The 15,635-nt window shown below is 63.5% G+C and carries 15 protein-coding genes and 1 pseudogene; 14 read left to right on the top strand and 2 right to left on the bottom strand.

Going from position 1 to position 15,635, the window contains the following annotated elements:
• Positions 1–124 precede the first annotated feature (124 nt).
• From PCA20602_RS22730 to PCA20602_RS22750, 5 genes are all read left to right on the top strand, one after another.
• Positions 125–2,344, top strand: coding sequence for an FUSC family protein (locus PCA20602_RS22730; RefSeq protein ID WP_246182291.1), 2,220 nt, complete (start codon positions 125–127; stop codon positions 2,342–2,344).
• Positions 2,341–2,631, top strand: coding sequence for a DUF1656 domain-containing protein (locus PCA20602_RS22735; protein ID WP_246182292.1), 291 nt, complete (start codon positions 2,341–2,343; stop codon positions 2,629–2,631). Before PCA20602_RS22730 ends, PCA20602_RS22735 begins: the two co-directional genes overlap by 4 nt.
• A complete protein-coding gene (locus tag PCA20602_RS22740; protein ID WP_246182293.1) occupies positions 2,624–3,553 on the top strand; it encodes an efflux RND transporter periplasmic adaptor subunit in 930 nt (309 codons plus the stop codon). The genes PCA20602_RS22735 and PCA20602_RS22740 overlap by 8 nt, the downstream gene beginning before the upstream one ends.
• Positions 3,554–3,557: 4 nt before the next feature.
• Positions 3,558–5,069 carry an efflux transporter outer membrane subunit gene (locus tag PCA20602_RS22745; protein ID WP_246182294.1) on the top strand — a complete coding sequence of 504 codons (1,512 nt, stop codon included), beginning with the start codon at positions 3,558–3,560 and terminating at the stop codon, positions 5,067–5,069.
• Positions 5,070–5,138: 69 nt separating this feature from the next.
• A complete protein-coding gene (locus PCA20602_RS22750) occupies positions 5,139–5,543 on the top strand; it encodes a hypothetical protein (RefSeq protein WP_150723127.1) in 405 nt (134 codons plus the stop codon).
• A 55-nt stretch (positions 5,544–5,598) separates the two neighbouring features.
• On the opposite strand, the gene PCA20602_RS22755 is transcribed toward PCA20602_RS22750, so the two are convergent.
• The gene (locus PCA20602_RS22755; protein WP_150723128.1) at positions 5,599–6,855 is read right to left on the bottom strand and encodes an MFS transporter; all 1,257 of its coding nucleotides are present in this window, start codon (positions 6,853–6,855) and stop codon (positions 5,599–5,601) included.
• Between the two features lie 114 nt (positions 6,856–6,969).
• On the opposite strand from PCA20602_RS22755, the gene PCA20602_RS22760 reads away from it, so the two are divergent.
• The 4 genes from PCA20602_RS22760 to PCA20602_RS22775 all read left to right on the top strand — a co-directional run bounded on the left by PCA20602_RS22760 (position 6,970) and on the right by PCA20602_RS22775 (position 10,570).
• Positions 6,970–7,902: a LysR family transcriptional regulator gene (locus tag PCA20602_RS22760; RefSeq protein WP_150723129.1), complete on the top strand. Its 933-nt coding sequence runs from the start codon at positions 6,970–6,972 to the stop codon at positions 7,900–7,902.
• A gap of 82 nt (positions 7,903–7,984) precedes the next feature.
• On the top strand, positions 7,985–8,599 hold the full coding sequence (locus PCA20602_RS22765) for an LON peptidase substrate-binding domain-containing protein (RefSeq protein ID WP_150723130.1): 615 nt from the start codon (positions 7,985–7,987) through the stop codon (positions 8,597–8,599).
• A 141-nt stretch (positions 8,600–8,740) separates the two neighbouring features.
• Positions 8,741–9,607: a ParB N-terminal domain-containing protein gene (locus PCA20602_RS22770; protein WP_174981485.1), complete on the top strand. Its 867-nt coding sequence runs from the start codon at positions 8,741–8,743 to the stop codon at positions 9,605–9,607.
• Between the two features lie 291 nt (positions 9,608–9,898).
• Positions 9,899–10,570, top strand: a complete 672-nt coding sequence (locus tag PCA20602_RS22775) for a GntR family transcriptional regulator (protein WP_150723132.1) — start codon at positions 9,899–9,901, stop codon at positions 10,568–10,570.
• Positions 10,571–10,648: 78 nt separating this feature from the next.
• Here PCA20602_RS22775 and PCA20602_RS25755 read toward each other — a convergent pair whose 3' ends face one another.
• Positions 10,649–11,731, bottom strand: a complete 1,083-nt coding sequence (locus PCA20602_RS25755) for a hypothetical protein (protein WP_174981487.1) — start codon at positions 11,729–11,731, stop codon at positions 10,649–10,651.
• A gap of 87 nt (positions 11,732–11,818) precedes the next feature.
• Here PCA20602_RS25755 and tadA point away from each other — a divergent pair, with 87 nt between their 5' ends.
• The 5 genes and pseudogenes from tadA to PCA20602_RS22805 form a co-directional block, all read left to right on the top strand.
• Entirely contained in the window at positions 11,819–12,394 is a 576-nt protein-coding gene (gene tadA / locus PCA20602_RS22785) for a tRNA adenosine(34) deaminase TadA (protein ID WP_150723134.1), read from the top strand.
• On the top strand, positions 12,391–13,323 hold the full coding sequence (gene ldcA / locus PCA20602_RS22790; RefSeq protein WP_150723135.1) for a muramoyltetrapeptide carboxypeptidase: 933 nt from the start codon (positions 12,391–12,393) through the stop codon (positions 13,321–13,323). Before tadA ends, ldcA begins: the two co-directional genes overlap by 4 nt.
• A gap of 347 nt (positions 13,324–13,670) precedes the next feature.
• Positions 13,671–14,615, top strand: coding sequence for an allantoinase PuuE (gene puuE, locus PCA20602_RS22795; protein ID WP_150723136.1), 945 nt, complete (start codon positions 13,671–13,673; stop codon positions 14,613–14,615).
• Positions 14,616–14,791: 176 nt separating this feature from the next.
• Positions 14,792–15,307 carry a 2-oxo-4-hydroxy-4-carboxy-5-ureidoimidazoline decarboxylase gene (uraD, locus tag PCA20602_RS22800; RefSeq protein ID WP_425495705.1) on the top strand — a complete coding sequence of 172 codons (516 nt, stop codon included), beginning with the start codon at positions 14,792–14,794 and terminating at the stop codon, positions 15,305–15,307.
• A 101-nt stretch (positions 15,308–15,408) separates the two neighbouring features.
• Positions 15,409–15,635 (top strand): annotated as a pseudogene (locus PCA20602_RS22805) (allantoicase); the annotation flags it as partial.

Genomic DNA, 15,635 nt, shown 5'->3' on the forward strand with positions numbered 1-15,635 from the left:
TCAAGCAGACGAAATCTTCAAATCGATGCGTGTAACGCAATCATTGATTCCAATCAAGTCACTATTCGCATCTATGCCCCCGACCCTACAGTAATGAGTATCGTTACTGTCTTCGAGGGTCATCGTGTCACCCACGCCTGCTTCGGCAACTTCTCCCAGCGCATTTCGCGAGATGTGGTCGCACCGGCTTCTCGCGGGTCTTGCGCGGTTGGACATCACATCCCCTCGTGCTACGTACGTCAGCCGGTCGATCGTTGCGGCGTGGCTGGCGCTTTGCGTTGCCTATCTTCTCGAACTGGAAATGCCGTTCTCGGCGGCGACGACGGTATTGCTGGTCGTCAATCCGGTTCAGGGTGCCGTGATCGGCAAGGGCGCGTGGCGGGTGCTCGGCACGCTCGTGGGTATCGTCGCATCCTTTGTGCTGATGTCGGCCTTCGCCGAGATGCCGTGGCTCTTCGTGCTTGGGTTCGCGACCTGGCTTGGCGTGTGCGTTGCGGGCATGACGATGCTGCGGCACTTTCGCGCATCGGGTGTCGTGGTGGCCGGATATACGGTGGGTCTCGCTACGTTCGGTGCGCTGACGCATCCGCATCTCGCTTTCGAGCATGTCATCGGTCGCGGCTCGACCGTCATGGTCGGCGTGGTTTGCCTGTCGCTGGTCACCGCGCTGTTCAGCCGACGCGGCGTGCGCAGCAAGCTCGACGCGATGCTCTCGCGACTGGCGACGCGTGCGGCACAGACGATCGCCGCTGATAGCGAGAAGGAAGGCGCGGCAGCGGCCGCTGGGGCCGATGATCTGCGGCGTCAACTGATCGCCGAGATTTACGGTGTCGACGATCTGTTGGCCGTTGGCAAGGCCGAATCGGTGGATCTGGCGCACCGTGCCCACGCCGTGCGGCATGCGATGGCGTCGCTGTTTGCTGCGCTGACCGCAGCATCGGCAGGCGGCATGTCGCGGCCTGCGCCGTCGGCATTGCGGACTATGCTGACGCACGCGTGGCAAGATGCGGCGCAAGCCATCGGTTCGGGTCCTGAAGGGCTTGAACATGCGGCGGATTGTCTGCGCGAGGCCCGCGCAAAGCTTCGCCGCGCGATGGCCGACGTTGCATCAATATCCCCTGAGACGCTCATCGCCCTTGATCGCCTGATCGAGCAGATCGACGATTATCTGGCGGCGCTCGATGGTCTCGCGTCTTTGCATCGTCCGCGTCCTGCGGGTGGTGGGGTGACGGTCCGCTTTCATCGTGATCCGCGCGCTGCGTTGCAGAACGGCGTACGGTCGGCGCTGACGCTGTTTGCGGCCGGTGCCGCATGGATTGTCACGGGCTGGCCGCACGGGGACATGATGCTTCTGATCGTTGCGCCGTATTGTGCGTTGCTGGCAGCCGCGCCAAATCCAGTTGCCGGCGCGTGGCAGTTCGTTAAGGGCACGCTGTTCGCGGTGCCCGTCGCCTTTGTGTGCGCGTTCTACGTATTGCCGCACATCGAGGGGCTGCCGTTACTGCTCGTTGTGCTTGGGATGTTCTGGCTGCCGGGCATTTATGCGACGACATTGCCGAAGCATAGTTTGGCAGCGCTTGCGTATCTCGTGGGCTTCAATACGCTCACAGCGGCCGATAACCCGATGCACTACGACGTGCCGTTGTTTCTCAACTGGTCGCTCGCCTGGATTGCCGGCACGTTGCTCGCGTGGCTGGGATTTCGCGTGTTGTTGCCGCGTGTCTTGCCGAAGGATATTGCGCGATTGCAAAAGCGGATCCGTGACGAAGCCTTGCGTGCACTGTGGGGGGCGGCGTCATCGATCTCGAGGCATTCAGCGGGGCCGGGGATCGACGTCGGAGGGCGGCTGTCGTCGGCGCGTACTTCAGCCCGTGCTTCAGCCCGCGTATGGCAGTGGCGTCAGCAGCATCGCATCGCGCAACTGGGTGCCTTGCGCAAGGCGCAGCCGGAGGCCATGCGTCGCGATGTCGACGACGCGCTCGCCAGTCTCCATCTCGGTCGTGAGGCTTGGCGCCTGCGGGTGTGGATGCTGCGTGATGGAGGCGAGGACGGCAATGAGGGGCACGCCGAACCGGCACGAATGCCCGTCGCCCGGGAGGTTGTGGCAACGGCGTTGGCGCGGATGTCACGACGCACCCGCGCCGGGCGACCTGCATTGGCCGCGCGCCATGCGCGTTACGCGGCGCGGCGGTTGGCGAGCCTGCAAGCGGCGCTTTCGCTCGCTACGGATCAATCCTTGCCGTTGGCGCGTCTCGTCGCGGCGCTCACCGATATCGCTGAGCTGCTCGACGCTCACGCAGCGTACTTCGCATCTCGTCCGACAGACCGCACTCATGCGCAATGAATCCGTCATGGTGCTCATCCTGCCCACGCATCTCGTCGAACGCTTCGACGGCCGGCCAGTGGGCTTCGCACAACCCTTGCTCAATCGTTCTCATGCTCAGTGAAGTGGCTGTCGCCGGCATCTATCTGCCGCCGTTTTTCGTCTATGCCTGCATCGCGTTGCCGGTGTTTCTCGGGGTTCGCTTCGTCATAACGCGTGCGGGCGTGATGCGCCACGTCTGGCATCCGGCGCTTTTCGAGTTCGCCCTCTCTCTTTGTCTGGTTTCCGTGTTGGTGCTTTATGTCTGATCGAACGATGTGGTTTCGTGCCGTCGCCAAGGCCGTGGGTACGCTCGCCGCGGTCGTAATCGCCGTGGCGCTCGTGGTGACGCTTTGGCGCGCCTATGTGGTCGCTCCCTGGACCCGCGACGGGCGAGTCAGTGCGGAAGTCGTGCACATCGCCCCGGAAGTGTCCGGCACGGTGCTTGAGGTGGCCGTCGCCGACAACCAGCTGGTCAAGCGCGGTGACATGTTGTACCGGATCGACCCTGAGCGCTTCCGTTATGCCGTGGCGCAGGCTGAAGCGCAACTGAGCGCGGCAAGCGCATCGCTGCAACAGAAAACGCAGGACGCGAAGCGTCGGCGCGGCATGGACGATCTCGTGCCCGGCGAAGACATTCAGCGCGCGAATCAGGCGGTTGCCATCGCGCAGGCCGAACAGCGTCGTGCACAGGTGGCGCTCGATGTTGCGCGTCTGGATCTGGCACGCACCGAGTTGCGGGCCCCCGCAGATGGATATGTCACACATTTGCGTTTGCGTCCCGGCGATTACGCGGTGGCGGGGCGCGGCAACGTCGCGCTGATCGACGCGCATCGCTTCTGGGTCACGGGCTACTTCGAAGAGACGAAGTTGCACGGGATTCGCACGGGCGCACCGGCACGCATTCGGCTCATGGGCTTCGACGACATGCTCGAGGGGCACGTCGCAGGCATCGGTCGGGGGATCACTGACGTCAACGAGCATGCCGACGCACAAGGTTTGCCCAGTGTCGAGCCGACTTTCAGCTGGATACGGCTGGCGCAGCGCATCCCTGTGCGGATCGAAATCGACCGGGTGCCGGTGGGCGTAATGCTTGCCGCCGGCATGACGTGCAGCGTCGACGTTGGGCGCGCCGATGCCGGGGCAACACCGAAAGGGCGCCTCGCCGGTTTGCTAATGCGATGGATGTGACGCCATGAACATCGCATTGATTTCGCATCGCACGTTGCGTACACGGATGTCGAGGGTACCCGCATGCCTCGTACTCGCGGGCGTGCTGACGACGGCCGCTTGCACAACCCTCGGACCGGACTACCATGCGCCGTTCACGGACGTCCCGGCGCAGTGGCACGACGCGCGCGACAGCTTCGACACGAGCGGCCCGTTCGATGGCGCACGTCTGCGCGACTGGTGGCGATCGTTTGGCGATGCGACGCTCGACCGGCTGGTCGATGTGGCGCTGGCCAATAACCGCGATCTGGGGATAGCACAGGCGCGTCTGGTTCAAGCGCGTGCCGAGCGTATGCGTATCGCCGCAGATCTCGGACCGACGGTGGCTGTGGGTGGCACGGCACAGGCATTGCGATCGAGCAAGCGCCTCGACTGGCCGCCGGGTGTGGGCCAATCGCGGACGTGGCAAATGGGATTCGACGCCAGTTGGGAACTGGATGTCTTCGGAGGTACGCGTCGTGCGGTGGAGTCTGCCGACGCGCGTGTCGAGGCGGTGGCGTTCGATCGCGACGCGATTCGCGTGAGCCTGCTGGCAGAGCTGGCGGCCGATTACGCCACACTGCGCACGACGCAGGTGCGGATGCGAATCGCGCAAGACAACATCCGGACGTTACTCGAAGGCGAGCGCCTCGCGCAGCGGGCGTTCGCGCAAGGGCTGGGCACGTCTGCCGAAGTGGCGCAGGCGCGTGCCGAACGCGAGCTGGCACAGGCGCAGCCGCCTCGGTTGCAGGCCGAAGTCGAGCGCTTGAGTCACGCCATCGGCGTACTGGTCGGCGACTTTCCTGCGCCATGGCGCGATGTGCTCACCGCCCCGTCACAGATGTTGCCCGTGATGCCTGCGTTACCGCTGACGATGCCGTCCGAGGTCATTCGGCAGCGTCCGGACGTGCGTGCCGCCGAGCGCCGGTTCGCGGCGGCGACCGCGGCAATCGGTGTGGCCGAAGCCGAACGCTTCCCGCACTTCAGTATTCCGCTGAGCCTTGGGACCACGGCCAGTCTGATCCGGGACCTGTTCTCCGGCGCGAGCGTTGCGTGGTCTGCGGCGCTGATCGGCAGTCAGACGCTATACGACGGCGCTCGTGCGAAGGCGGGTGTCACGGCTGCGCAGGCGGAAACGGACGCGGCACGGCTTGCCTACGAACGCGATGTGCGGTTGGCGTTACGCGATGTCGAGGACGCGTTGTCCGGATTGCATAGCGAGCGTCAACGGCAGATCGCGCTGCGTGCGGCGCTCGACGACAGCCGGCAGGCGCTGGCCCGCACGACACGTCTCTACCAACACGGCCTGAGCGGCTATCTGCCGGTACTCGTCGCCCAGCGTGCTGCCAATCGCGCCCGCGATGCGCTCGCCGATAGTCAGGGTGCCGAGGTGCTGAGCGCCATTGCGCTTTACAAGGCACTCGGTGCCGGTTGGCAGCAGGACACGTCGACAGGGCAGGCGACTGCCCGTCAGCGCGTTGACGGCGAGGCAGGTTAATGGCGCTCGATCGACGCGTTGTGTTTCTCTTTTCTTCGGTTTGTTCTCACGGCTCAAGGAGCGAATTCCATGCCACTCGACCCCAATCTGTTCTCGATTCACGATATCCGCGAACTCCCGTTCGTCACCTTCAATCAGGAGGCCGCCGAGCCGGGCTACGCCCGCGACTGGGAGGCGGAGATGGTGGCGCTCGTGAAGCATGGCGCGCCGTTCGTGGTGGTCTACGACCAGTTGACGCGTGACGAAACTCACGAGGACCGCAAGCAGCGTGCCGTCTGGCTCAAGCACAACAAGTCCGCGTTGGCGGCGGTCTGCAAGGCGCTGGTGAGTATCGAGCCGGACGAGACGCGACGTGCGGCCATCCGCACAATGGGGGAGGCCGCAGTGAAGGCGTTCGGCATTCCGCATGAAGCGGTGGCGACGCGTGAAGAAGCGGAAGCGCTCGTCGAGCGGCTGACGACGAGCGCAGGTTGAGTCAGGTCGCAGCGATCGCCGTGATGCGGAAGGCGCGTCGGTAATGCGGTGCGTCTCAATGAGGCAGGCGTTGTGCGAAGCCATGCCGTTTGGCGGCGAACGCTACCCCCCACGCCGCTAACGCCAGCCACGTGAGCACATGCGGCAGCGCGGCGGCGCCCCAAGTTGACAGCACGGCGCCTCCGAGTACGCCACTCGCGGCGAACGACAGATTGAAGACGGTCACGAGCATCGATTGCGCTACGTTCTCATGCTCGCCCGCGGCATTCCCGAGCGCTGTCTGGAGGATCGTCGGTGCGCCGCTGAAACTCAGTCCCCACAGCACTGCGCCGACGGCGAGCACCGCCCATGACGCCTGCCACATCCCGAAGGCCACGATCACGGCGGCGAAGGTTGCCAGCGCCGTCAACGCGAGTCTGCGCAACCAGCGATCCACCCAAAGCCCGATCCCCCAGAGGCCGACGAGCGTCGAAATGCCGAACGCCGACAGGATCGTAGCGAGACGTCCGCTCATGCCGGAGGACGCGAGGAACGGTGCGACGTACGTGTACAGCGTGTAGTGCGCGACGACCCACAACATGACCACTGCAAGCACTGGACGCACGCCCGGCATGCGGAGTACGTCGATGACGGAAGCGCGAGCGGGGGATCCATGGTGGGTGCCGTTGCTTGCGGTGCTTGCGGTGCTTGCGATGGTGACGTTCGGCACGATCAGCAGCATCCAGCCCACGAGCGTGAGCGCGAACGCCGACAAGCCGCCGAACACCGAGCGCCAGCCGATCAGTTGACCGAGCGTGGTCGCCGCAGGCACGCCGATGGCAAGCGCCAGCGGAATCCCCAGCATGGCGAAGGCGAGGGCACGTCCCTGACGTTCGGGACTCACGAGACGCCGCGCGTAGGTCGCGATCTCGCTCCATGCCACGCCGGTCGCCAGACCCACCACGAAGCGGGCGGCGAGCGTCAAGGTGAAGTCCGATGAGAGCGCCGTGACGGCATTGCACAAGGCGAAGCCGAGCAGCGCAACGACCAGCACCGTCCGGCGCGACCAGCGATGCATCAGCACGGTCAGCGGCACGGCCCCGAGACCTGCGCCCAACGCGCAGAGCGTGACCATCTGGCCCGCCCAGGATTCGGAGATGTGAAAACCGTCGGCGAGCTGCGGCAACAGCCCGGCCGGGACCGTCTCGTTGGCCGCCGCTACGAAGGTCGCGAGCATCAACGCGGTCAGCGAGGCCCAGGGGGTGGCGTCGGCACGAGGTGCGACGGCAGTCGGGGGTGTGGGAGAACTGGGGGAAGTCGAAGAAGCAGACATGGTCGATCGTCGAGCGTAAATGTCCCGAGGGGGACGATGCCGGGTAGTCTGCCGATTCGGCTTGCTTTTGATAATCTGTCGAAAATTTGAATAACTTTCAAATGTAGATAGAAAATGGCGACCGATCAACTGGGTGACATGCGCTTGTTCGCGACGGCGGCGACGCTCGGCAGTCTTTCTGCGGCGGGGCGCAAGCTGGGGCTCTCGCCCGCGGCGGCGAGCGCCCGGCTGGCGAAGCTGGAGGCGTCGTTGCAGACGCGGCTGTTCGTACGCACCACGCGTCAGTTGCGCTTGACGGAGGAAGGGCGCGTCTACCTCTCGCACTGTCTCGTCGCGTTGCAGGCCATCGACGACGGCGAAGCGGCGCTCCAAGCCGGGTGCGCAGCAATTCGCGGCAAGATCCGGTTGTCGGCGTCGACCGATTTCGGGGCGCACAAGCTTTCCCCCTGGCTCGACGAATTCGTGGCGCGCTATCCGGACATCCGGCTATCGCTGACGCTGACCGACTCGATCTCCAATCTCGTGCACGACGATGTCGATCTCGCGATCCGCTTCAGCGAACCGGCGGATGGCACGCTCGTGGCGCGTCGTCTCGCACCGATGTGCCGCGTGCTGTGTGCGTCGCCGGACTATCTGGCGCGTCACGGCGAACCGCAGACCCCTGAGGCGTTGTCGGCCCATCGGTTCATCGTGCTGGTTACGTCTTCCGGGCCGCTCAACGAGTTTCATTTCCGCAAGGACGAAGCGACCTGGCAGTTCACCGTGCCGATGGCGCAAGCCTGGGAGACGAACGACGGCACGATAGCGCGCCGCTGGGCGCTCGACGGACGGGGTATCGTCCGAAAGACGTTGTGGGACGCCGCCGACGATGTCCGGGCCGGACGGTTGAAGATTCTTCTGCCGGATTTCATCGCCACAGAGGCAGGCGTGTATGCCGTGCGGCATCGCACGCGTTACATGGTGCCGCGCGTACGTGCGCTGCTCGATTTTCTGATCGAGCGTTTCGAGCAGGAGGCCGTGACCTTGCCCGAGGCTTGCGCGCGCTGAAGGCAGATCGGTCGACGCGAACCGTCGTCCGGGGCGGCAGGTGCCGTTACTTGTCGGACGTGACTTCATGTCATGATACGGCATGGCCCAGATCCCGCTCTTCCCGCTCGGCAACGCCTTGTTTCCCGCTGGGGTGTTGCACTTGCGCATCTTCGAGGTGCGCTATCTCGACATGATCAAACGATGTCTCGCCGATGGCACGGAGTTCGGTGTTGTCGTGTTGCGACAGGGCAGCGAGGTGCGCCTGCCCGACAGCGTGGAGGAGCCTGCGATGATCGGCACCATGGCGCGCATCGAAGACTGGCGCGCGCCGATGCCGGCGTTGCTCGAACTGGTCTGCCGAGGCACGACGAAGTTCCGGCTGTCTTCCGTCGAGCTTGGGAAATACGGCTTGTGGATGGGGGAGGCGGACCTGCTGCCTGACGACGCCAACGTCGCCATTCCCGACACCCTGCAAGTCAGTGCGGATACCCTTGGCAAGCTGATCGCGGGGTTGCAGCGCGATCCGGCGCGCGCTGCGAAGCTGCCACTTGCGCCGCCTTACCGTCTCGACGAGTGTGGCTGGGTGGCCGATCGCTGGGCAGAATTGCTCCCGCTGCCTGCCCACGAGAAAGAGACGCTGCTGGGCATCGACGACCCGGTCGCGCGGCTGGCGCGCATACAGGCGTTTCTCACGGATCACGGCGTGTTGTCCTGATCGCGTCGCGGCCGGTCGGCATATGCCGATATGCCGATGCGCTGTGTCGATTTCCCTTGCGCCCCGCCGAACAGGCGATAATGTCGCCTGCTACGAATTCCCATGCCGTCGCCGGGCGCGACGGCGTCGTCACACAAATCCATGACAGTTCAAATCAACGAAGAACTCAAGGCGTACATCGACCCCCTCACGCCTGACGAATATGGGGCGCTCGAACAAAGCCTGCTCGCCGAAGGTTGCCGCGACGCGCTCGTCCTGTGGGGCGATGTGCTGGTCGACGGCCACAACCGTTACGAAATCTGCCGCAAGCACGACATCGAATTCCGCACGGTGCAAAACCCGTCGTTCAAGTCGATGGACGACGTGCATCTGTGGATGATCGACAACCATCTGGGCCGCCGTAGCGTCTCTGACTACCAGCGTGGCGTGCTGGCGTTGCGCAAGAAGACGATTCTCGAAGCGCGCGAGACGCCGGAGGCGCCGGCGCAAGCGGCCGCCGCGACACCGGTGGCGGATGAGGTGTCGGCGGGGGAAGCCACGAAGTCGTCGATCCCCGCGCACACGATGGCGCTCACGCGGGCCGCCTTGGCCCGCGCGGCGCGTCTGTCGAGCAACACGCTGGGGCAGATCGAACAGATTCACAATGCAGCGGCGCCCGAACTCGTGGACGCCGTCAAGCGCGGTGAGGTGTCGATCAACGCGGCTGCTGCTGTGTCGACCCTACCGCAGGCGGCGCAGGTCGCGGCCGTGGTCGCGGGCAAGCAGGAGCTGCGTGAGCTGGCCCGCTCGGTGCGTGAGGCGCGCCCGGTCAAGCCGCGCAAGAAGAAGGAAGACGAGATTGCCGAGGACGACGATGGCACGCCGCCGTGGGATACGAGCGCCGATCCGTCCGACGAGTTGACCCGTCTGTCGAGCGAGCTCAAGGCAATGACCGCCGAACGCGATGCGCTCAAGAAGAAGGTCGCGCATCTGACCATCGCGTTGGCGGAAGCGCGCGCGGGGAAATAAGCGGCGAAGGGCGCCGCTAGACGGGCCGTAAAGCGGGCTGAAAAGCGAGCCACAAAGTGGACGACAAGGTGGACGATAAAGTGAGCGAAGAAGTCCGCCGTGGGGAAGGGGCTGGCGTCGCTCCTGCTCGCTGCGCGTTGCACTCAGCCCCCTATCGTCTTCTCTGATAGAACCCCTTCGCGACGAGCGAAATCATGCGATTTTGGATCCATAATCGTATATTGGATCCAGTTATTGATGATTGGATCCAGAATCGCAATGTGGGTAAAAACTATGCTCTAATCGCGCCATATGCGAACCCCCGGACCCCAAGCACTTCATCAGGCCATCCGCGACACGCTTCGAGACGAGATCTTGAGTGGCGTGCTCCCGGGTGGATTTCAATTGCGTCAGGAAGCGCTCGCCGAGCGTTTCAATTCGAGCCGCGTGCCCGTTCGGGAAGCGCTACGTCAACTGGAAGCGGAGGGGCTCGTCACGCACCATCTGAACCGTGGTGCGACGGTGGCGAGCATGAATCTCGAACAGCTATGCGACATGCTCGACATTCGCGTAGCGCTGGAATGCCACGCGGCCAGACTGGCCGTGCCGAACATGGCAGAGCGCGATTTTCAGGCGATGGAGCAAATTCTCGCCAATTACTCGGCGTCTGAAGTTGTCTCCGAGTGGGCCGAGTACAACCGACGTTTCCATCTGGCGCTTTCGGCGCCTGCGAACAACCGTCGTCTGCGGATGTTGATCGAAGAGTATTGTCTGAACACCGACCGTTACTCGCATCTTGCGATGTCGCAGGCGACCGGCAAGGTGAAGCCGCAGCACGATCACTACGAGATCCTGGCGGCATGCCGGCGACGTGACGTGGCCACCGTGGTGTCGATGCTCGAAGCACATATCCTCACGACCCGCAACGAGATCAAGGCGATGGCCCGCGAAGACCTTAGCTTCCTGTCGCGCGCGGCGTTCTGAATCGGGGTGCGCCGGGATTCTCGTGATTCCCGGCGGTGTGGTGCTAAAGCGGGGCATGAATCACAAGATTGCCCCTCGTCACCCTTGTGACTCGGGTTTGCGTTTCGGCACGTAATTACCCCACAGTTTTTCCCCGTCGACGGTTTCGGTCTTGAACTCCGGACCGTTGTCCGTCATCGCCATTTCTTCCTTTTTGTACGCCTGCCACGGTGGCGGCACTTGCTGGCGATTCATCCAGAAGTGGACGTTTTTCTGCACACGGGGATCGTCCTTGTTGCGGTAGAGCCAGCGCAGCTCCGCGCCGGTGAACGAGCGGTTTTTCGTCTCGCCCGGTGCGAGATTGTCGCTGGACCCGGACGGCACGTCGACGGAGAAGTTCTTGTTGACGACGGCATCGATGTCCAGTGAGTCGAGCACGAAGTGCACATGTTTGTCGGCCACACGCGTTGCCCACTCCAGCCCACCTTTGACTTTTCGACGAATGGCGCTGTTGTCCTGTCCGCCGACGGCATTCGAGTACTTCTCATGCGTGCGGAGCGTCTCCCGGAAGGACTGCTCTTCGTCTGCCGGCATCTTCGGCGCGAGGGACTGTTCTTCCTTCAGGATACGGAAATCGTCGATCCGGCACGGCGTCATGCGGGCCCGAAAACGGTAGTCGATGTAGTGCTTGCGCCCGATCCCGCCGTCCAGACCTTTTTCGACGCCATACACGAGATCGCCCTTCTGAAAATTTCGATTGGGAAAGGGCGTTGCGTCGGCTGATGCACTGGCTTCGCCTGTCGTCGCTCTCGGCGCCGGACGTTGCGCCAGTGATGACAGGACGGGAGATACGGCGTGCGTCGTGGGCGCTGATACTGTCCCGGCGGCGGCTGGCGCGTTCTGTGTTGCTGCGCCGGAATGTTGGGAAATGGCGGATGGGGCGGAGGGGGAGGCCTCGGCAGCGGGATAGCTGCCGCTTCGGGCTGAGATCTTGGCGTTTGACATGAGGTGACCGTAGCGTTGTCTGATGGACGCATCGAGTATTAACCGACGAGGCGCCCTCGTGCGGCACCGACGCGAAGTCATGTCGTGTCTCGGGAAGTACCGGGAGAAGTGTCGAGGGACGTGCCGAAGAAAGGCAACGCTAAGGCTGAAAGTCGACGCTGTGCGAGAATAGCGCATTGCCGGTTTCGGCCAATTGCGCGGTGAGTGGCGAGTCTCGGAAGATGTCGGGATGTTCGGCGCGCCGCGGCTTTTCGTCAACGTTTCATGAATCGAGATTTACCTGCGACCGACGAGGCTTACATGGGGCTGGCGCTTGAGCAGGCGCGCGCTGCCATGGCGCAGGCCGAAGTGCCTGTGGGTGCGGTCGTCGTCTGCGACGGGCAGGTCGTGGCGGTCGGACACAACTGTCCGGTGAGTGGCCACGATCCGTCGGCACACGCCGAAATGCAGGCCTTGCGCGCGGCGGCAAAGGCATTGGGCAACTATCGTCTTCCCGACTGCGAACTGTATGTGACGCTGGAGCCGTGTGTAATGTGCGCCGGCGCGATCATGCACGCGCGCATCAAGCGTGTCGTGTACGGTGCGGCCGACCCCAAGACCGGCGCTTGCGGCAGCGTGGTCGATCTGTTCGCGGAACCGCGTCTGAATCACCATGCCGAAGTCGTTGGCGGCGTGATGCGCGACGAGTGCGTCGGCATGCTTCAGACCTTTTTTAGTGAGCGGCGCGCAGCAGCCAAGGCGCGTCGTTTATCGCTGGCTGCGAATGCTGCTGCCGCTACGACCTCTGATGCCGCTGACGCAGACCTGTCCTCCGTTCCCCCCTCGGAATCTTCCAATTGACGCAGACCAAGCTTGTCGAACTGATCGCCCCTTCGGGCTACGCTCCGTACGCCGACGTTGCCGCGCGCGGTGTCGCAACGCTGGAGAGTCTCGGTTATACCGTGAGCAATCGTGAGGCGTTGGCGCGACGTTATTTGCGCTTTGCCGGCACGGACGACGAACGTGTCGAGGAGATCAACCATCTCGCGCGGCGCGACCATCCGCTGCCCGAAATCGTCCTGGCGATGCGTGGCGGGTATGGGGCGGTGCATCTGCTTGACCGTCTGAATTACGGCGCGCTCCATGATCGGCTGTGCAATGCACCGGTCGCGATGGTCGGTCACAGCGACTTCACCGCGATTCAACTGGCGCTGCTGTCGCAGTCGCATGTGATCACGTTCGCCGGACCCATGTTGCTGGCGGATTTCGGCGCCGAGACACTGAGCGATTTCACGGTGGGACAGTTCGAGTCGGTGCTGCACTCGCCGACGCATACGGTTCAGTGGGCGGGCGACGGAGCGAGCGGCGATATCGACGTGTCCGGCACCCTCTGGGGTGGCAATCTGGCGATGGTGTGCAGTCTGATCGGCACCCGCTACCTGCCGCAGATCGACGGTGGCGTGTTGTTCGTCGAAGACGTGAACGAGCCGCCGTACCGGGTCGAGCGCATGTTGTACCAGTTGCATCAATCGGGGATTCTGGCGCGTCAGCGCGCATTGGTGCTGGGTGATTTCTCGCAGTACCGGGTGAGCGACTACGACAACGGCTACGACATGACGACCATGATCGAGAGCATGCGCCGTGTCATCGGCATTCCGATCGTCACCGAAATGCCGTTCGGCCATTGCCCGGACAAGCTGACGCTACCTGTTGGTGGACAGGCGAGGTTGCAGACGTCGGGAGCGCAAGTCACCCTCACGCTTACGGGATATCCCTATCTCGGCGCATGAGCGTGGGCTGAGCTGCCCTCAAGGGCCGGAAGCGCGGTAAACAGAAGCACGCCTGGGCGAATCCAATGCCCGGCGTGCTTTTTTGTTGCTCTGCAAGAAGTCGCTGAATTGCGGGCGTTGAATGCAGCTTGACGGGCGTTTCAAAGAAATTCGCGGCAACCCGGCGCTCAGGTGGACGTTCGTGCCGACGCGCGTCGGCGGCGACTTGCGCGGGTGTCGGGGGCGTCGGCGCGGGCGGACTATATCGTTAAGCGCAGCCTGAATATCTGAATATGGCTATGTCTCGCCCGACCGTATTTGGCTAAACTGCTTCGATCGTTCCGCCATCAGAAGGATGCCAAGACATCATGGCCAGTCACAGCACCAACGCCAAGGATTACCCCCGCGACCTTATCGGCTACGGCCGCCACGTTCCGTTTGCCGACTGGCCGGGACGTGCACGCATCGCCGTGCAGTTCGTGCTGAATTACGAAGAAGGTGGGGAGAACTGCGTTCTGCACGGGGATCGTGCGTCCGAGCAATTCCTGTCCGAGATCATTGGCGCCGCCGCTTACGAGGCGCGCCACATGAGCATGGAGTCCATCTACGAGTACGGTTCGCGTGCAGGTGTCTGGCGCATTCTTCGTGAGTTCGAGCGTCGCGGTTTGCCGCTGACCGTGTTCGGTGTGGCGATGGCCATGCAGCGCCACCCGGAAGTGACGGCAGCGTTTCAGGAGTTGGGGCATGAGATTGCGTGCCACGGCTGGCGCTGGATTCACTATCAGAACATGGACGAGGCGACCGAGCGCGAGCACATGCGCATTGCCATCGACATCTTCAAGGAAATGACGGGCAGCGCGCCGCTGGGTTGGTACACCGGCCGCGACAGCCCGAACACGCGTCGTCTCGTGGTCGAACAGGGTGGTTTCGTGTACGACTCCGACAACTATGGCGACGACCTGCCGTTCTGGACGCAGGTGCAGACCAGCAATGGCGACGTGAAACCGCATCTCGTCGTGCCGTACACGCTCGATTCCAACGACATGCGATTTGCCGCGCCGCAGGGCTTCAATACGGCGGATCACTTCTTCCATTACCTGCGCGACGCGTTCGACGTGCTGTACGCCGAGGGCGATGAAGCGCCGAAGATGTTGTCGATCGGCATGCACTGCCGTTTGTTGGGGCGCCCGGGCCGCTTCGCCGCGCTTCAGCGTTTCCTCGATCACATTGAGAAACACGATCGCGTGTGGGTGTGCCGACGTATCGACGTAGCGCGCCACTGGCAGGAACGTCACCCGTTCGTGGCGGCCTGATCGACAGTTCGTCCGACAGGAACCGCAAACCGTCGACGCTTGGACAGACGTGCCATGAAGGCACGGTGGCTGAGCTCGACATTGAAATCCGACAGGCGTCATCGGGCTGCGCGTAGCGCGTGGCGGGGCGCCACCTTTGTTCTCCAGGAGAGCAGTGAATGAATGCCCCGTTGCCTATGACCCAACGAACCGTCGCCCAGTTGTCGGCGCTGCCGCGCGCTGAATTCATCGCCGCGCTGGACGGCATTTTCGAGCATTCCCCGTGGGTCGCCGAAGCGGCTTGGGAAGATCGTCCGTTTGCGACCGTCAACGCGCTGCACGACGCCATGTGTCAGGCGGTCATCGATGCTGGCGAAGCCCCGCAACTCGCACTGATTTGCGCTCACCCGGAACTCGCGGGCAAAGCGGCGGTGCGAGGCGAACTGACGGCCGAGTCGACACGCGAGCAGGCCGGTGCCGGGCTGGACCAGTGCAGCGCGGAAGAGTTTGCGCGCCTGACCGAACTGAACGACGCCTACAAGACGAAGTTCGGCTTCCCGTACATCCTGGCGGTTCGCGGGCACACACGTAGCAGCATCATCGAGAACTTCGCCACGCGTCTGGAAAACAGCCGGGCGGATGAAATCGAAGAGTGCCTGCGTCAGATTTTCCGTATCGCCGGTTTTCGTTTGCAGGATCTCGTGCGCGACTAAAAGGCTCGCGCCGAATACGACAATTACGCCGGGTGCCGATGTCACTGGCGCAGTGAAGTATCGAAACCGTTTCAGACAATACCGAGTAACAAGGAGTTGGCATGGCCCTCGCCCCGCAAGACCCGAACGCACCGGAATTCGTGCGCCGTTACGTCAACCTGGCAGATCCGCGTCTGGGTGCACAGGCGCTGGTCGCCAGCGACGAATTCTTTGCGGCCAAAGAGCGCATGCTCAACCCAGAGCCGGCCGTATTCATCCCGGGCAAGTACGACGATAACGGCAAGTGGATGGATGGCTGGGAGACGCGTCGCAAGCGTGTGAACGGCTA

This window comes from Pandoraea capi, from assembly GCF_902459735.1.
Lineage (GTDB): Bacteria > Pseudomonadota > Gammaproteobacteria > Burkholderiales > Burkholderiaceae > Pandoraea > Pandoraea capi.